17 protein-coding genes and 1 pseudogene are annotated in these 15319 nt (G+C 65.4%); 8 read left to right on the top strand and 10 right to left on the bottom strand.

The features are described from left to right. The 7 genes from ACFQ24_RS01890 to ACFQ24_RS01860 all read right to left on the bottom strand — a co-directional run. The coding region (locus tag ACFQ24_RS01890) for a type IV secretory system conjugative DNA transfer family protein (RefSeq protein ID WP_380908653.1) at positions 1-1543 on the bottom strand (1543 nt) is incomplete at its 3' end. Positions 1544-1549: 6 nt separating this feature from the next. Then, positions 1550-2266, bottom strand: coding sequence for an SIMPL domain-containing protein (locus tag ACFQ24_RS01885; RefSeq protein ID WP_013038679.1), 717 nt, complete (start codon positions 2264-2266; stop codon positions 1550-1552). Further along, the gene (locus ACFQ24_RS01880; protein ID WP_013038678.1) at positions 2263-3198 is read right to left on the bottom strand and encodes a HEPN domain-containing protein; all 936 of its coding nucleotides are present in this window, start codon (positions 3196-3198) and stop codon (positions 2263-2265) included. Before ACFQ24_RS01880 ends, ACFQ24_RS01885 begins: the two co-directional genes overlap by 4 nt. Beyond that, a complete protein-coding gene (locus tag ACFQ24_RS01875; RefSeq protein WP_013038677.1) occupies positions 3195-3479 on the bottom strand; it encodes a hypothetical protein in 285 nt (94 codons plus the stop codon). Before ACFQ24_RS01875 ends, ACFQ24_RS01880 begins: the two co-directional genes overlap by 4 nt. Beyond that, positions 3476-3751, bottom strand: coding sequence for a hypothetical protein (locus ACFQ24_RS01870; protein ID WP_013038676.1), 276 nt, complete (start codon positions 3749-3751; stop codon positions 3476-3478). Before ACFQ24_RS01870 ends, ACFQ24_RS01875 begins: the two co-directional genes overlap by 4 nt. Further along, entirely contained in the window at positions 3744-3980 is a 237-nt protein-coding gene (locus ACFQ24_RS01865) for a conjugal transfer protein TraD (protein WP_013038675.1), read from the bottom strand. Before ACFQ24_RS01865 ends, ACFQ24_RS01870 begins: the two co-directional genes overlap by 8 nt. A 37-nt stretch (positions 3981-4017) precedes the next feature. After that, the gene (locus tag ACFQ24_RS01860; protein ID WP_013038674.1) at positions 4018-4323 is read right to left on the bottom strand and encodes a conjugal transfer protein TraD; all 306 of its coding nucleotides are present in this window, start codon (positions 4321-4323) and stop codon (positions 4018-4020) included. A 176-nt stretch (positions 4324-4499) separates the two neighbouring features. Between ACFQ24_RS01860 and traA the strand changes: the two genes are divergently transcribed. From traA to ACFQ24_RS01825, 7 genes are all read left to right on the top strand, one after another. Further along, a complete protein-coding gene (traA, locus tag ACFQ24_RS01855; protein WP_013038673.1) occupies positions 4500-7625 on the top strand; it encodes a Ti-type conjugative transfer relaxase TraA in 3126 nt (1041 codons plus the stop codon). A 157-nt stretch (positions 7626-7782) separates the two neighbouring features. Continuing rightward, positions 7783-8520, top strand: a complete 738-nt coding sequence (locus ACFQ24_RS01850) for a DUF6118 family protein (protein ID WP_013038672.1) — start codon at positions 7783-7785, stop codon at positions 8518-8520. Beyond that, entirely contained in the window at positions 8517-8750 is a 234-nt protein-coding gene (locus ACFQ24_RS01845) for a helix-turn-helix domain-containing protein (RefSeq protein WP_013038671.1), read from the top strand. The genes ACFQ24_RS01850 and ACFQ24_RS01845 overlap by 4 nt, the downstream gene beginning before the upstream one ends. Positions 8751-9034: 284 nt before the next feature. Beyond that, the gene (locus ACFQ24_RS01840; protein ID WP_062069517.1) at positions 9035-9946 is read left to right on the top strand and encodes a GGDEF domain-containing protein; all 912 of its coding nucleotides are present in this window, start codon (positions 9035-9037) and stop codon (positions 9944-9946) included. Further along, positions 9943-10356: a hypothetical protein gene (locus ACFQ24_RS01835; protein ID WP_156415420.1), complete on the top strand. Its 414-nt coding sequence runs from the start codon at positions 9943-9945 to the stop codon at positions 10354-10356. The genes ACFQ24_RS01840 and ACFQ24_RS01835 overlap by 4 nt, the downstream gene beginning before the upstream one ends. Positions 10357-10465: 109 nt before the next feature. Further along, on the top strand, positions 10466-10588 hold the full coding sequence (locus tag ACFQ24_RS01830; RefSeq protein ID WP_257720676.1) for a hypothetical protein: 123 nt from the start codon (positions 10466-10468) through the stop codon (positions 10586-10588). A gap of 1 nt (position 10589) precedes the next feature. Continuing rightward, positions 10590-12104, top strand: coding sequence for a hypothetical protein (locus ACFQ24_RS01825; protein ID WP_380908650.1), 1515 nt, complete (start codon positions 10590-10592; stop codon positions 12102-12104). 139 nt (positions 12105-12243) lie between these two features. Here the strand turns inward: ACFQ24_RS01825 and ACFQ24_RS01820 are convergent, their stop codons facing one another. Continuing rightward, a complete protein-coding gene (locus ACFQ24_RS01820; RefSeq protein WP_380908648.1) occupies positions 12244-12519 on the bottom strand; it encodes a hypothetical protein in 276 nt (91 codons plus the stop codon). 250 nt (positions 12520-12769) lie between these two features. Further along, positions 12770-12949 (bottom strand): hypothetical protein, encoded by a 180-nt coding sequence (locus ACFQ24_RS01815; protein ID WP_380908646.1) that lies wholly within the window; start codon positions 12947-12949, stop codon positions 12770-12772. Between the two features lie 115 nt (positions 12950-13064). Here ACFQ24_RS01815 and ACFQ24_RS01810 point away from each other — a divergent pair, with 115 nt between their 5' ends. Then, positions 13065-15194, top strand: a complete 2130-nt coding sequence (locus ACFQ24_RS01810; RefSeq protein WP_380908644.1) for a TonB-dependent receptor — start codon at positions 13065-13067, stop codon at positions 15192-15194. A gap of 15 nt (positions 15195-15209) precedes the next feature. Here the strand turns inward: ACFQ24_RS01810 and ACFQ24_RS01805 are convergent. After that, positions 15210-15319 (bottom strand): annotated as a pseudogene (locus ACFQ24_RS01805) (IS5/IS1182 family transposase); the annotation flags it as partial.

Here is a 15319-nt window from a genome sequence, read left to right as displayed (position 1 = left end):
CCTCATCGGGCGTGAGCAAGGGGCGGCCGACATGCTGCGATCCGAACGATATGCCGGTCTCTTCCGCGTCGATCGCGCGGCTCATGCTCTCGAACACGACCGTTTCCTGGCCGAGCAGATCGGAGACGAGCTTGGCGCTGTCGTGATCGTTGACGCCGAATATCTGCAAGACGCCGGCGTTCGACAGGAAGGTGCCGGCGCGGCGCTCGTAGAGCGCGCGGAGCTGGTGAACGTCTTGCAGGATCGGCCAGAGCTGGATGCCGTAGCCGGCCATGAGGCCCATAGCGCGCTCGACGGGTTCGAGGCGGCCGAGGGCGGCGAACTCATCGAGCAGGAACAGGACGGAGCGGGCAGGGGAGGCCGGCGCGCGCGCGAGATCGGTCAGCCCTTGCGCGAGCATCAGGCGCAGCCAGCGCGCATAGGTGGCGAGCCGATCGGGCGGCAGCACCAGATAGACGCTGGTAGGCTGCGCCTTCACATCGGCGAACGTGAAATCCGAGTGCCCCAGCACCGCCGTCATGCGCGGGCTGTCGAGAAAATGGGTATGGCGCTGCGCGGCCGACAGCACGCCAGCGGCTTCGCGATCGGACTTGCCGAGGTGGCGATTGGCGGCGCGGGCGGTGAGGCCGCCTTGCGCCTGCATGGCTTCGAGCTGGGCGGCGAAGGCTTGCGGAGCGAGGGTGAGCCGGTCGCGCAGCGTGGCAAGGGTTCGTGTGCCCGCCGGCTCCTGGCAAACGATATGCAGGATCAGGCCGGCGATCAACGCCTTGGCTTCCTCGTTCCAATGCGCCTCGCCCGCTTCGCCGGGGGCGTCATAGACCAGTGCGTCGGCCAGCGTCATGCAGTCGTCGGCGAGATCGAGGCCGGCAGGGTCGATACGATCCAATGGATTGAACGCGGCCCCGACCATGCCCGTTACGCCGAAGGGATCGAGGACATGGACCGGGCCGAAGCGTGCGCGATAGTGGGCGGTGATACGCGCGTTCTCGCCCTTGGGGTCGATGCAGACGACCGGGCCGGGATAGTCGAGCAGGTTGGGGATGATGGTGCCCACGCCCTTGCCGGTGCGCGTCGGCGCGATCGTCAGCAGATGGGCGGGGCCGGCATAGCGCAGCGGCTTGCCCGATTTGCGGTCGCGGCCGATCAGCAGGCCGTCGCCATTTTGGGCGAGGGGGCGCGTCTCGCGATCGGTGGCGAAGCGGGCCGAGCCGTGGGTATCGTCGCCGGCAGGGCCACCATAGCGCAGGATCAGCGGTTGGAAGAGGGCGCGCAGCGTGACCAGGATGATGACGAGGAACGTCAGCATCATGCCGAGCTGGTAGAGATTGGAATCGCGAGCCAGGCCGAGCAGGGAGGCGAGGACGAATTGCATCCCGCCGGCCAGGACGATGCCGACGATCAGGAACAGGATCGCGGTGCGAAACAGATGGCGGATGAGCGCGAGCGGGCTAAGGGTCAGCGCCGTGATCGCCCAAATCGGTTGCTCGCGCGCGAGGCGGGCGAGGTTGCGGATCGCGCGGCCGAGCTGGCGGAACCATTCCATGCCGGATCACTTCGCCGCCAGGGCGAAATCCACCCGCACGGTCACGATGTTCATGTTGGTCCCCGCCATCACCGGGGGCGCTGCCTGTGGCACGACTGTCGGGGGAGCGGCGATGCGGGCCTCCATGTCGGCCATTTGCGGCATATAGCCGCCCTGGCCGCCATCGCTGATCGCCAGCACGCGCGTAACGCGCAGGTTGGCGGCGGCGGCATAGGCATCGGCCTTGGCGCGCGCGGCCTTGTAGGCGGTGCCATAAGCGCCGAGGTTGGCCTTTTCGGGATCGGCGACCGAGAGATTGGGGCCGGAGACGATGTTGGCCCCGGCAGCGGTGACGGCGGCGAGAGCTTCGCTCACCCGTTTGTTGTCGCGGACCCGCACGGCGACGCTGTTGCTGGCCTCATAGCGGCCCTTGTTCGCGCCATAGTCGATCCGGTTGACCGAGAGGTTGCGGGTCTGAATATCCCGCGCCGGAATGTCGAGCCTGGCGAGCGCGGCGGTGATCTTGTTCATGGTTTCCGCGTTGCGGGCGCTGGCGGCCTGCGCGTCGGCGGCGATGCTCGACAGGCCGGCAGTGAACAACGCCTGATCGGGGGTGGCTTCGGCGCGCCCCGTGCCGGTGACGGTCAGCACGGTTTCGTCGCGATCGACACCGCGAGGGTCGGGCGCAGCGGGGGTGCAGGCGGCGAGGCCGAGCAGGGGCGTGAGGAACAGGGCTGGTTTCATGGCAATCCTCCTGGGTCGTTTTTGGTGTCGATCGTGGCGAGATGTTCGGCGCAGATCGCGGCGGCGATCGTGTGGAAATGCCTCACGCGCTCGACGAGCCAGGCCAGTTCGTCGGGGGTGATTTCATAGGCGTGGGAATAGCGGGCCTCGACATAGGCGCGCTGCAACTGTGCGAAATGGCGGCGGGCCGCGCGAGTATCGCGCGGCCATGCTTCGATCAGCCGGGGGTCTAGATTTTCGGCGAGCGAGCGCAGGATGCCGAGACGGTGCGATTTGGGCGCGTAGAGCGTCAGGACGAGCAGCACGGCATTGTAAGCCCGCTCGACGGCCTGGTGCAGCATGAACGCCGCATCGCGCGGCACGCCGTCGGCGATGCTGTCCTGGGCGAGCTTGAGCGCGTGCGCGGCGAGCGGGAACCAATGGTCGCGATGGCGCAGGGCTTCGGCGTGGCGTTCCTGCGCGTCGAGCTGGCGCGGCATGGCGAGGCCCTGTCCCGGCGCTTCGTAGAGGGCAATGCCATCGCGGGCTATGTCGGCAAAGAAGGGACGGCCGCGCGCGAGCTGGTCATTTACGTCCATCAGGGAATGGACGATGAAATTGACCGGCGTTGAGAGATGGCGGGTGACGGTCAGCTCGCGCACCAGATGATCGTCGGCGACCGCCCACCATGTTTGCAGATCGGTGAAGGTCTCGGAGTTGACGACGACGAGAAGGTCATAGTCGGAGATGTAGCCGCTGGCGCGATCCTCGACCCAATCGCCGCGCGCGTAGGAGCCGAACAGGATCAGCTTGAGGATGCGGCCGCCCTTGCGTTTGTCGGAGAGCTTGGTTTTGACGGCATCCTCAAATTCATCGAACAGGACGCGGGCGACCCGTTCCAGTTCGCGGCGCTTGGCGGCGGGAAGATGATCGAGATCGGCCCGCATCGTCATCCGATCGTTGCCGGCGTGATCGCCAGCGCCGGGTCCGCGTCGGGATGATCGAGCAGCTTGAGGACGATCGCGGTGGCGAGGGGAGGGGGGACAGCTTCCGCGCGCAGCATGTCGAACAGGGCGTGTTCGTCGGCGTCGAGGTCCATGCCTTCGATCGCGAGATTGGCGCGGGCTTCGGCATCGCCTTCGCGCCACATCGCGACTTCGGCGGGGGTGCCGCGCACATAATCGAGCGCGCGGACCTGGGCGCGGATCGCCCCGATGTCGAGGGCGCGCGTCACGGTTCCTGTCCTTCGCTTGCCGGCAGCGCGATATGGGTGATGCCCGGAGCGGCGGCGATTTCGTCCACCAGGCTATCGACGGTTTCCATGCGGTGACTGGGCCAGTCGCGCGAGACGGTGACATAGCCGGCATCGGTCTGGACATTGATGGTCGCGGTGGCGGGAAGCAGATCGAGCAGCGAGGCGAGCTTGTCCTGAATGTCGGGGGTGATCCGGTCGATTCCCGGTCCGACCATCAGGAGCTGCCAGGAGAGGCGCGACGTGTCAGTCATGGGCGTTTCCTTCCGCGTTGTCCTGTCCTTCCGCTTCCGCGTCGAAGGCCCGTTTGCCGCGCCGCTTCCAGAGCGCGAGGGCGTTGCCATCGCCTTGCGCGCGGGCGGCCAGATCGAGCATCGCGCCATAGAGCGTTGCTCGATCGTCGTCGGTCAGTTCGACGAGCCCGGCTTTCTGGACGAGGCCGCCCAGCTCTATGAGATGGCGGGTGCGTTCGCGACGCTGCACGACCCATCCTCTCGTATCGGTGCGGCGCTTGGCGGCTTCAACCCTGTGCCTCGCCTGCGCCAGCTTGGTTTCCGCCTTCGCCGTTGCCGCCAGCGCGTCGCCCAGCCTTGCGCCCGCGTCCTTGAAAGAAGGCCGCGCCCCGCGAGCGCCACGCCTCCCTTTCCTCCGCGTCGGCCGATTCCACGGCGGCGAGCAGCGCACCGGCGAGCGTGTCCAGATCGAGCGCATCGGCCCCGGTCCCCGTCACCAGCTCGCCGAGTTGCTGTATCTTCTTCGCCTTGATAGACTTGGCCTTGTCGCTCAGTGCCCGCAATTCGGCGTCATAGTCGCGCGTCTTTCGCATCATTCTCTCCCTCGCGCCCGTCGAACAGAAGCCGCACAGTAGCATGATCGCGCTGGCAGGACAGCGGTTCCGAACAGAAATACGGTGAAGTCAATCACGCGAACGGCAGTGAGTGGTGAGTGCGCGCTTATAGGTCGTTGCCGACCTGCGCTAAGAAAGGTAAGTTTCGTATCGTCATGGCAATCTACCATTTCTCCGCGAAAGTCATTGGCCGATCCAGTGGATCGAGCGCCGTTGCGAGCGCGGCCTATCGTGCGGCGGAGCGGCTGCACGATGACCGACTCGGGCGCGATCATGATTTCTCGAACAAGGCCGGCGTCGTCCATTCGGAAATCATGCTGCCCGAAGGTGCGCCGGAGCGTTTAAACGATCGCGCGACCTTGTGGAACGAGGTGGAGGCCGGCGAGAAGCGCAAGGACGCGCAACTTGCCCGCGAAGTCGAGTTCTCGATTCCGCGCGAGCTGAACCAGCAGCAGGGCGTCCAGCTCGCCCGCGAGTTCGTCGAAAAGCAGTTCGTCGAACGCGGCATGGTGGCCGACCTCAATGTGCATTGGGACATGGGCAAGGACGGCCAGCCCAAGCCGCACGCGCATGTCATGTTGTCGATGCGTGAAATCAGCCCGGACGGCTTCGGCAAGAAGGTAGTCGAGTGGAACAGCACGGCGCTCCTGAAGGAGTGGCGCGAGGCGTGGGCCGACCATGTGAACCAGCGCCTTGCCGAGCTGGATATTGACGCGCGGATCGACCATCGCACGTTGGCGGCGCAGGGGATCGACCTTGAGCCGCAACACAAGATCGGGCCGGCTGCATCGCGGATGCCCGAACAAGGGCTTGAGGCCGAGCGGGTCGAGGACCATGCCCGGATCGCGCGCGAAAATGGCGAGAAGATCATTGCGCGGCCCGAGATCGCGCTGGACGCGATCACGCGCCAGCAGGCGACGTTCACGCGGCGCGACCTGGCGCAGTTCGCGTTCCGGCACAGCGACGGCAAGGATCAGTTCGACCAGGTGATGAGCGCGGTGCGGACCTCGCCCGAGCTGGTGGCGCTGGGGAAGGACGGGCGCGGCGAGGATCGGTTCACGTCGCGCGACATGATCGACACCGAGCAGCGGTTGAGCCAGGCCGGCGATCGGCTTGCGGATCGGGCGGGGCATGGTCTCTCGGCGGCGTCTCAAATGGGGGGGCGAGACACCGCCGAGAGTGGAAGCCTTGCGCTGGGAAGCCAGCAAAAGGACGCCCTGGCGCATATCACCGGCAAGAACGACCTGGCAATCGTCGTCGGCTATGCCGGCACCGGCAAATCGACCATGTTGGGCGTGGCGCGCGACGAATGGGAGCGCGCCGGCTATCAGGTGCGCGGCGCGGCCTTGTCCGGCATCGCGGCCGAGGGGCTTGAGGGCGGTTCCGGCATCCAGTCCCGCACGATCGCGAGCATGGAATATCAGTGGGACCAGGGCCGCGAGCTGCTAGGCCCGCGCGACGTGCTGGTGATCGACGAGGCGGGCATGATCGGCACGCGCCAGATGGAGCGCGTATTGTCCGAGGCCGAAAGGGCCGGCGCGAAGGTGGTCCTTGTCGGCGATCCCGAGCAGTTGCAGGCGATCGAGGCCGGGGCGGCGTTCCGGTCCCTTGCCGAGCGCCACGGCGCGGCCGAGATCAGCGAGGTTCGCCGGCAGCATGAGGACTGGCAGAAGGACGCCACGCGGGCGCTGGCGACGGGCAGGACCGGCGAGGCGATCCATGCCTATGCCGAGCATGGCATGGTCCACGCGGCCGAGACGCGCGAGGCTGCGCGGGCCGAGCTGATCGACACATGGGACGCGCAGCGGCTTGCCGATCCCGAAAAGACGCGGATCATCCTCACCCACACCAATGCCGAGGTTCGTGATTTGAACCAGGCCGCGCGCGATCGGCTGCGCGAAGCCGGCGAGCTGGGGCAGGACGTGCGGATTTCGGCCGAGCGGGGCGCGCGCGAGTTCGCGACCGGCGACCGCATCATGTTCCTGAAAAACGAGCGCGGGCTAGGCGTGAAGAACGGCACGCTGGGGAAGGTCGAGCGCGTGTCGCCCGACAGCATGGCGGTGCGGCTCGATGATGGCCGACAGGTGGCGTTCGACCTCAAGGACTATGCCCATGTCGATCATGGCTATGCCGCGACCATCCACAAATCGCAGGGCGTGACGGTCGATCAGGGGCATGTGCTGGCGACGCCGGGGATGGACCGCCATGCGGCCTATGTGGCGCTGTCGCGGCACCGTGAGGGCGTGCAGCTCCACTATGGCCGCGACGACTTCGCCGACGATCGGCGGCTTGTCCGCACGCTGTCGCGCGAGCGGGCGAAGGATATGGCGTCGGATTATCCCATGTATCGGGACCGCGACGCCGAGGCGCAATCGTTCGCCGATCGGCGCGGTCTGTCGGGCGAGATCCGATTGCCGGATGCGCCCGAGCGCAAGGGTGTGGAGCTTCTTGGCCCGCGTGCTGGCACCATGCGCCAGATGGGCGGAGATCCACGCCCACGCGAGATCGGCGAGGGCCGCGGCGCAGGGGATGCGAAGGCCGCGGCCGAGCGACAGCCGCGGCGCGGCATGTTCGACGGCTTGAAGCTGTCGGCCGAGCCGGCGAAGGCGGCCGAGCCAGCGCAGGGCGCGAAGGAAAAAGCGGCTCCCAAGCGGGGCATGTTCGATGGGCTGAAACTGTCGTCGCGCACGCCGACGCCGGCGAAGGAAGCCCCGGCGCGTGCCGAGCAGGGCCTTACCCATGATTTCCGGCGCGCGGTCGAGCGGGCCTCGCGTTCGGCCGAGGCGGTGTTGCAGGCCCGCGCATCGGGCGGGCCGGTATTGGAGCATCAGAAGGTCGCGCTCGAGCGCGCGACCGAGGCGCTGGACCAGATCAGGGCGGGGGCTTCGCGCGATATGGCATCGGCGTTCCAGCGCGAACCCGGCTTGCTCCATGAGGCGGCGGCGGGGCGCAGCGGCCCGATGATGGATGCGATGGCGCAGGAGGCCAAGGTGCGGGCCGATCCGAACTTGCGCGCCGATCGGTTCGTGGAACGCTGGCAACAGCTCTCCCAGGACCGTGACCGGCTTTATCGCGCCGGCGACATGACGGGCCGCGAGAAGGCGGGCAAGGAAATGGCGGGCATGGCGAAAAGCCTTGAGCGCGATCCCCAGGTGGAATCGATCCTGCGCGGCCGTGAGCGCGAGCTGGGGCTTGAGATGGGCATGGGGCGCGGGCGCGACCTTAGCCACCAGTTGACGCACGAACTTGGGATTGGCCGCGATCGTGGCCTTAGCCGGTAATTGGCCGACCGGAAAAATGGCCTGCCAGTCCCACGACTGGCAGGCCAGTAAGTCTCAAGAGAGTCGCTATTGAGACTTTCGGGTCGCGCGCCGCCTTATCATTTGATTTCGTTGGATGTTGTGAAAAATTGTCAAATATAGACGGACGGAGGCGGCGATGCGGGAAGAGGATGATAGTTTTGGCGACGCTGACGATCCGGCGCTGGCGTTCGCGCGGGTCGAGGATCGGTTGGCGTCGGTGCATGGCGAGGTGGCGTTGCTGCGCGCCGCGATCGAGGGGCTGACCGCCGCGCGCGAGAATATCGAGATTCCCGATTACGAGCCGACGCTGGGGCGCACCGAGCAAGTGCTGGGGGTGCTGGCCCAGCAGATCGCCGCCATGCGGAAAAGCCCCGCCCTGTCGATGGACCCGGCGCATATGGCGGGTGAGATCGCCAGCGCCGCCACGAACGCGCGCCGCGAGGATCAGCGCCTTATCACCGAGGCGCGCACGGCGCTGGACCAGGCCGCGCGCGAGATCGGCAACCGTCTCGCATCGGCGCGGCGCGGCGACGAGCAAAACCGCTGGCTGTATGTCATCGGCGCTTGCGGCGTGGTGCTGGGGCTGTTGCTCTACGCCCTACTTGCCGGCCCGCTCGCGCGGGCGACCCCCGATAGCTGGCGCTGGCCCGAGCGTATGGCGACCCGCGTTCTCAATGAGCCTGGCCCGTGGGGGGCGGGGCAGCGGTTGATGCAGGCGGCCGATCCGGAGAGCTGGGCGCTGATCGTCGCGGCTTCCCCGCTGACGGATGCCAATCGCGAGACGGTGCAGAAATGCCGTGAGCAGGCGGAAAAGGCGGCAAAGCCCGTGCGCTGCACGATTGAGGTCAAAGCGGATAGCGGACAAAAACCATGAACCAACCAGCTCTTGCCGGAGTAGAGAGCTTCGCGATGCTTGTCGGCCGAAACTGCCGCGAGCGCCGCGTGCAACTCGAAATGTCCCAAACAGAATTATCGGAGCGATCCGGCGTTACTGCCTCGTATCTATCGCGCATAGAAAACGGACGCGGCAACCCCACGTTGGAACTGTTGGATTCGATTGCGGGCGCGCTGGGCTGTCATGTGGTGGACCTATTTCGCGAGTGACGATCGCGCCTCTGCGTTGGTTGAGATCGTTTAAACGACTTAGCGGAGGGCAGCGCCGCGAACGTGCGGAACTGCACTTTATTTGCAATTCGTAATGCTTTTCCTCTAAACGACACGCGCCCGCTGAGAGGGGGGCAGAGGCGTGGAAACCTCTCAATGTAAGACGAGCTTCAGCGACCGGGCAGCGAACACGCATGTCCAAGGCCCTTGGCCCAAAGGTGTTCGCGCCTGACTTACATCAGGTTTCCAATGGCCGGTTGCTGCCGGCNAGGGGTGGGAAGCGCGTGAACAGTCATCTCCCTGTCGGCCGAATGGCCGAACGTCTGGAATCCCTGCCGCGCGAACATGCCTGGTTCGCGATCCTCGTTGCCGTCACCGCCCTTTCATGGGCGAACCACGCCTATCCCAGCGCTGGCTTGCTTCCGCTTTACGTTCCGATCATATGCGCCGCTGGATGGGCGCTAGGCGAACGCGCTGCGTATTTTGTTGCTTTGCTTACCGCGATCCTCGCCATCGTTCCGCATCTGGACGATGGCGGGGTCTCGGCCTCGCTGGCGGTCCGAACCGGCGTGCGGGTCGCGACCTATCTGTTTGTCGCCGCAACGATCGTGAGTTTCCGCCGATCGTTTGACCGCCAACGGCATCTCGCGCTGCGCGACCGCAAGACCGGCGCGCTGAACGGCGAGACGTTCAACGAGCGGTTTTCAGAGGCGCTTACCGTCGCCAGCAGGGCCAGCGAGACGCTGTTGCTGGCGATCTTCGATCTTGACGATTTCAAGGGCGTCAACAGCGCCCACGGCCATGCCGCCGGCGACGCCGTGCTACGGACCTTCGCGCGCGGCGCGGCGGGTAGCATCAGGCGCGAGGATGCTTTCGGGCGGATCGGTGGCGACGAGTTCGCGGTGTTGCTCCGCGTGCATCCAGCGGACGCGGGCGAGATGTTCGCGCGCACGCTTCATTCGCGTGTGTCGGCCGTGCTGGCGGCGGGCGAGCATCCGGTGACGTGCAGCATGGGCGCGCTAGTCATTCCGCCGCACGTCCCGCGCGATCCCGCTGCGCTCATGCACGCGGCCGATCAGGCGATGTTCGTGGCGAAGCGGGCCGGCAAGAACGCCTGTGAAATCACCTGGGCGGATCAGCCTCAGCGCGACGGGCGGGAGCAGGCGAGCGGCCCGCTTCGCGAGCAGCCTGCATGACGGACAAGACCGCCCTGCGCGGTCGCGCGGTCGCGTTGATGGCCGAGGCGCTCGATTTGCTCGATCGGGCCGGCGAGGATGCCGCAGCGATCTATCTTCAACAGGCCCATGACATTGCCGCGCGACTGACTGCCTTGCGTGCCGATGATGCTGCCGATCCCGATCGGCGGTCGCGTGAGCGGGCGACGTCGCTCGATCCCGCGTTGGTGAAGGCGATCGGCGGGGCGCTGGCGGTTGTGAGCGCGTTTCTGGAAAAGAGCGGCGTCGCGACCACGGACGATTTCGCGCAGGCGCTGGGCATCTATGCCACGGTCAGCAGAGGCGAGAATGAGGACGAGGGCCTGGCCCTCGCCTATTGGGCTGCAACCTTGCGCGACGTGGCGGAATTTAACCGGAGAGAGAAAGGGTAGCGGATCGGCGTGAAACAAGGATTTCCATCGGCCTCTGTGGGAAATGGCGATGGAAAGAGGGCGGAGCGCGCGACCCCGGCTCCGCCCTCACACCAAAAAGGAGGCGCGCATGGAGAGCAGTGTCACGGTGCTGGTAGTTGAGGACGAGCCGCTTGTGCGGATGATGGCGGCCGAAATCTTCGCGGATGCGCTGCGCGACGTTGACGCGGAAGATGCCGCACTGGTGGCCTGACATGCCCCCGGCGACCGAGACACGGCCCCTGCAGGGCCTCGCCCGATACTGGATCGCGCTTTTCATCGCCCTGGCCGCGCTACCGATGCTGATCGTGACGGTGCCCGGAGCATCGGACTATCCCAACCACCTGGCCCGCCACCACATCTTCGCGGCGATCCGGCAGGGAACGGCGCTGGACGCTTATTTCCGCGTCGATTGGCGCTGGGTCGGCAATCTTGGTGTGGATCTTCCGGTCCTTGCCCTGACGCCCCTGCTGGGCGTCGAGACGGCGACGCGCCTCGTAAGCGCGCTGATCGCACCGCTGACCGTCCTTGGCATCCTGCTCCTGTCCCGCTGCGCGCACGGGCGGGTGACAGCGAGCGCCATGTTCGCCTTGCCCTTCGCTTTCGCGCAGCCCTTTCTGTTCGGTTTCCTCAACTATTGCCTGTCGGTCGCGCTGGCGCTGATCGTCGCGGCGGCATGGTATACCAACCGCCAACATGGCCTTTGGCGCGCGCTCACCTTCGGGGCGGCCGCAATCGTCGTGTGGACCGCGCATATTATGGGCTGGGCCATATTGTTGATCCTTATCGCCGGGGCGGAGTTAACGACGCTGCGAAGCGTGCGCGAATTGCCCGCGCGCGTGATGCGCGCCGCACCGCTGCTATTGCCTGTTATCCCGCTCCTTATTTGGCGCTCCAGCGGCGAAGGTCGCCTCTACTGGTATGAGCCGGAGCTTCTGTCCTCCAAGGTCATGAACTTCGTGACAGCGCTCAAGGGCTTGTCGATGCCGCTCGACCTGGGGATGACCCTCGTTATCGGCTGCGCCGCGATCCTCGCCCTCCTATGGGCGGGCGGCCGCAGGCTGGAGCCGCGCCTTGCCGCAAGCGGCGGTTTGTTGCTGATCGCCGCCATGGCCCTGCCAACCACGGTGCTGGGGAGTTGGGGCGCGGACCTGCGCCTGACCCCGGTTGCGATGATGGTCGCGGTCATGGCGATCGGACCCGCTCAAAGGCCGGAGCGGGAAAAGCTGTTGTTCATGCTGGGTGCGAGCCTGTTCGTGCTGCGCGCGGGGTGGACCAGCGTGCAATGGTGGCAGGCCGATCGCGTGCTGCAATCCCGGCTTGCCCTTCTGGACCATGTTCCCGAAGGGAGTCGGCTTGGCTTCCTGTCGGCCGAAGCCGAGTGCCGGAGCTGGGCGCTGACGCCGGATCGGAAAGTCGGGGCCTATGCCATCACGCGGCGCGACGCCTTCACCAATACGCTGTTCCAGATTCCGGGATCGGACCTGATGACGATCCGCCGCGCTTCGGATACCCTTTGGCTTGACGGCTCGCAGGATATTCCGACGCTCTGCCCGCAGGGTGTGCCCGACATGGCCGAACTGCGCGCGCGCATGATCCGTATGGCGCGAGACGGCTTCTCTAGCCTCTGGATAGCGGGATTGGAGGCGAGGGCCGTGCCCGCGCTACCGGGCTACGTCATAGTCTACGCCGGAGGAAACGACACCCTGCTTGTCAGGAGTCGCCCCTAGCGCCCTGTCGCGGGGTGCTGGTATGTCGCTTGGATCGCGCTGCGCGGCGACGGCGAGCCACACGGCCAGGAGGAAGATGGCGACCTGAAAGCAGGTTGAGAGCCTTATCCGCATCGTCTCGCGGTCCTTTGTCAGCCCGTCAGGGCGCGGCAGCGGGGCCGTAGAGCGCCGCTGCGAAGATACAGGCCATCGCGCCGCCGACGAGGATGCTGCGCCGGTCCTTGATCGCGAAGGCGACCGGATCGCCCTCGACTTCGCCGCGCCGCGCCATCATCCAGATACGGTTGAGCCAGTAGATGAGCGGCAGGCAATCCTTGGCGAAGCGAGAGGCAGATTTGAGATAGGCACAGCTCGATTGACAACGCTCAGCCGCGATCAACGCAATCGAGGGTTCGCGGGAGACGGGAGATGTCATTTGCAAAGGGACCCGTTGCCATTTTAGGTTGGCTGGCGCCGTTCATCCTCTCTGGAAAGGATGAGCAAGGAGCCGGCGTGTGCTCGCAACGGCCCAGACAAGCGCACCTGGCAATCCGTGCGGTATATTTGAGCTGCCCAAAACCGGCTCAGCGTCCATCCGCTTAAGAAGCAGCAACAGCGCGCGCTCGTCCGCGCTAAGCATCGGACTACAACAGCATTCGGCAACCAATGCCCGGCCAAGACACCCTTCAATGAGTTGAAAAATGCTGGCGAGAGCAACCACCGCAGGAGCCGGAATCCAACTCGCCCCCTAATCTGGTGAGCGGCGGCAGGGGCTCCTCGCCGAGTTGCTGGCACGCGGCGTAGTGGCGCAGCAGCCGCACCACGATCCGCTCGGCGTCCCCTACATTGGGGTCGATGCGCACCATCACTGTCATCGTTCATTTTACCAATAATATGCTATTGCGCTGCATTCGCATCTATCATACGTCGCGTCGACGATTGAGAACGACTCGCAAAGGGGGTGAAATGAGGAAAAGTGGATTGAGCGGTGCGCTAGGCCTTGGATTGATGGCCGTGCCCGCAGCGGCCCAGGATCAGCCAGCCATCCCGGCTACGGACGCCCGCCAAACAATCATCGTCACCGGCGTCCCGGACGGCTACCAAGTCGATGCGACCAGCACCGCCACCCGCACACCGACCAGTCTCAAGGACGTTCCGCAGGCAGCCTCGATCATCACCGAGGCGCAGATTGACGACCAGGCGATGCGCTCGATCGCGGACGTGCTTCGCTATGTCCCAGGCGCGGTGATCTCTCAGGGCGAGGGCCACCGCGATCAGATCATCCTGCGCGGGAACAGCAGCACCGCGGACTTCTTTGTCGATGGCCTGCGTGACGACGTGCAATATTACCGTGGTCTCTACAACGCAGAGCGGATCGAGGTCCTGAAAGGTCCCAACGCGATGATCTTCGGGCGCGGCGGTGGGGGTGGGATCGTCAATCGCGTCACCAAGCGCCCCGTTGCCAATGGCTTCATCAGCGGCAGCGTCTCGGCGGACACATATGGCGCGTGGTATGTCGACACCGACATCAATCAGCCAATCGGCGAATCCGCCTCCGCTCGGCTGAACGCCGTTTACGAAGAGTTCAACAGCAACCGCGACTTCTACGACGGACGCCGGATCGCGATCAATCCGACCTTTGCCGTATCGCTCGGCGGCACTACCCGAATCGACCTGGGCTTCGAATATAACAATGACAAGCGCACGATCGATCGAGGCGTCCCCTCGGCTGTCCAGGGCTCTCTGGCCAGCCCATCACGCCCCCTCACCGGCTACCGCGACACCTTCTTCGGTGTTCCACGCTTCAACGTCAGCGACTTCGAGGCCAAGGTCCTGAGCGGGCGGATCGAGCATCGCTTCAGCGACAGCCTGACCCTGACCAGTCGGGTCCTGTATGGTGATTATGACAAGCTCTATCGGAACGCCTTTGCGGTGACCCCGGTCAGCCCGCGCGGCGGCGTCCAGAGCGTTGGCCTCGAAGCCTATAGCGATCCCACGACGCGCAAGAACTTGCTCAACCAGAACGACCTCGTCTGGACCGTCACCACCGGCCCAGTCCGCCACGTGCTGCTCGCCGGCTTCGAATATGGCGATCAGCGCACGCGCAACCAGCGGATCAATGGCTTCTTCGGAAGCGGTGATGTCGTCAATGGCGGGCGTCGCGTCTTTGTGGGGTTAGCCGACCGGATCACGGTGCCGCCGGTCACACTGCGCACCACCGCCAATACCGGCTACCGGTCGATCCGGACAAACGCCGACGCCACTGCCTTCTACGTGCAGGACCAGATCTCGATCGGCGAACATGTCGATGTCATTGGTGGCGTTCGCCGCGACCGCTTCAAGCTCAGCGTCGACGACCTGGTTACCGGACAGAGTTATAGCCGGACCGACACTCTCTGGTCTCCCCGCCTGGGGGTGGTGCTGAAGCCGGTGCAACCCGTCTCGATCTACGCCAGCTATAGCCGGTCCTTCCTGCCGCAATCGGGCGATCAGTTTTCATCGCTCGACATCACAAGCGCCGCGCTGGAGCCTGAGAAGTTCGACAATTACGAACTTGGCCTCAAATGGGATATCCTTCCAACGCTTAACGTGACCGCTGCCGTCTACCGGCTCGACCGCACAAACACTCGCGCAACCGACCCCAACGACGCCACGCGGACGGTGCTTACAGGCGCGCAGCGGAGCAAAGGGCTTGAGATCGGCCTCAGCGGCGCGATCACACCCCAATGGCAGGTCAGTGCAGGCTATGCGCTGCAGGACGCGAAAATCCGCAAGACAACGAGTGCGGCTCCTGCCGGGCGCGATGTCCCGCTTGTGCCCAAGCAGCAGGCCTCGCTCTGGACCCGCTACGACTTCACCCCTCGCTTCGGGGCCGGCGTCGGTGTGTACCACCAGTCGAAAAGCTTTACCTCTATCAGCAATACCGCCGTCCTGCCCGCGTTCACCCGCGTCGATGCCGCGGCATTCTTCAAGCTCACCCCCAAGATCGAAGCGCAGATCAACGTCGAGAACCTCCTCGACAGCAGCTATTTCTCGTCCGCCTACAACGACAACAACATCATGCCCGGTGCGCCGACGACGGCGCGAGCGACGGTTAGAATGAGCTTTTAGAGCCTGTCTTGAATCTCATGCGTAACGAGCGATGCGCCTGATGAGGACGACGGCGGCAGCTGCATATAGAAGTGCAGTTGCGGATTTGATGGTTCGCTCGAAGTCCTTTGCCAAGCGTCGATTTC

Origin of the sequence: Sphingobium olei (assembly GCF_042678845.1) — a bacterium.
In the GTDB taxonomy this organism is placed as follows: domain Bacteria; phylum Pseudomonadota; class Alphaproteobacteria; order Sphingomonadales; family Sphingomonadaceae; genus Sphingobium; species Sphingobium olei.
Note: the sequence above shows the minus strand (reverse complement) of the source record. Positions and strands in the feature narration are given on the sequence as shown.

Bases quoted from the DNA above. Each gene is read 5' to 3' on its own strand.
- ACFQ24_RS01885 (WP_013038679.1), bottom strand. From the start codon at position 2,266: ATGAAACCAGCCCTGTTCCTCACGCCCCTGCTCGGCCTCGCCGCCTGC.
- ACFQ24_RS01880 (WP_013038678.1), bottom strand. From the start codon at position 3,198: ATGACGATGCGGGCCGATCTCGATCATCTTCCCGCCGCCAAGCGCCGC.
- ACFQ24_RS01870 (WP_013038676.1), bottom strand. From the start codon at position 3,751: ATGACTGACACGTCGCGCCTCTCCTGGCAGCTCCTGATGGTCGGACCG.
- ACFQ24_RS01860 (WP_013038674.1), bottom strand. From the start codon at position 4,323: ATGCGAAAGACGCGCGACTATGACGCCGAATTGCGGGCACTGAGCGAC.
- traA (WP_013038673.1), top strand. From the start codon at position 4,500: ATGGCAATCTACCATTTCTCCGCGAAAGTCATTGGCCGATCCAGTGGA.
- ACFQ24_RS01850 (WP_013038672.1), top strand. From the start codon at position 7,783: ATGCGGGAAGAGGATGATAGTTTTGGCGACGCTGACGATCCGGCGCTG.
- ACFQ24_RS01845 (WP_013038671.1), top strand. From the start codon at position 8,517: ATGAACCAACCAGCTCTTGCCGGAGTAGAGAGCTTCGCGATGCTTGTC.
- ACFQ24_RS01835 (WP_156415420.1), top strand. From the start codon at position 9,943: ATGACGGACAAGACCGCCCTGCGCGGTCGCGCGGTCGCGTTGATGGCC.
- ACFQ24_RS01830 (WP_257720676.1), top strand. From the start codon at position 10,466: ATGGAGAGCAGTGTCACGGTGCTGGTAGTTGAGGACGAGCCGCTTGTG.
- ACFQ24_RS01825 (WP_380908650.1), top strand. From the start codon at position 10,590: ATGCCCCCGGCGACCGAGACACGGCCCCTGCAGGGCCTCGCCCGATAC.
- ACFQ24_RS01820 (WP_380908648.1), bottom strand. From the start codon at position 12,519: ATGACATCTCCCGTCTCCCGCGAACCCTCGATTGCGTTGATCGCGGCT.
- ACFQ24_RS01815 (WP_380908646.1), bottom strand. From the start codon at position 12,949: ATGGTGCGCATCGACCCCAATGTAGGGGACGCCGAGCGGATCGTGGTG.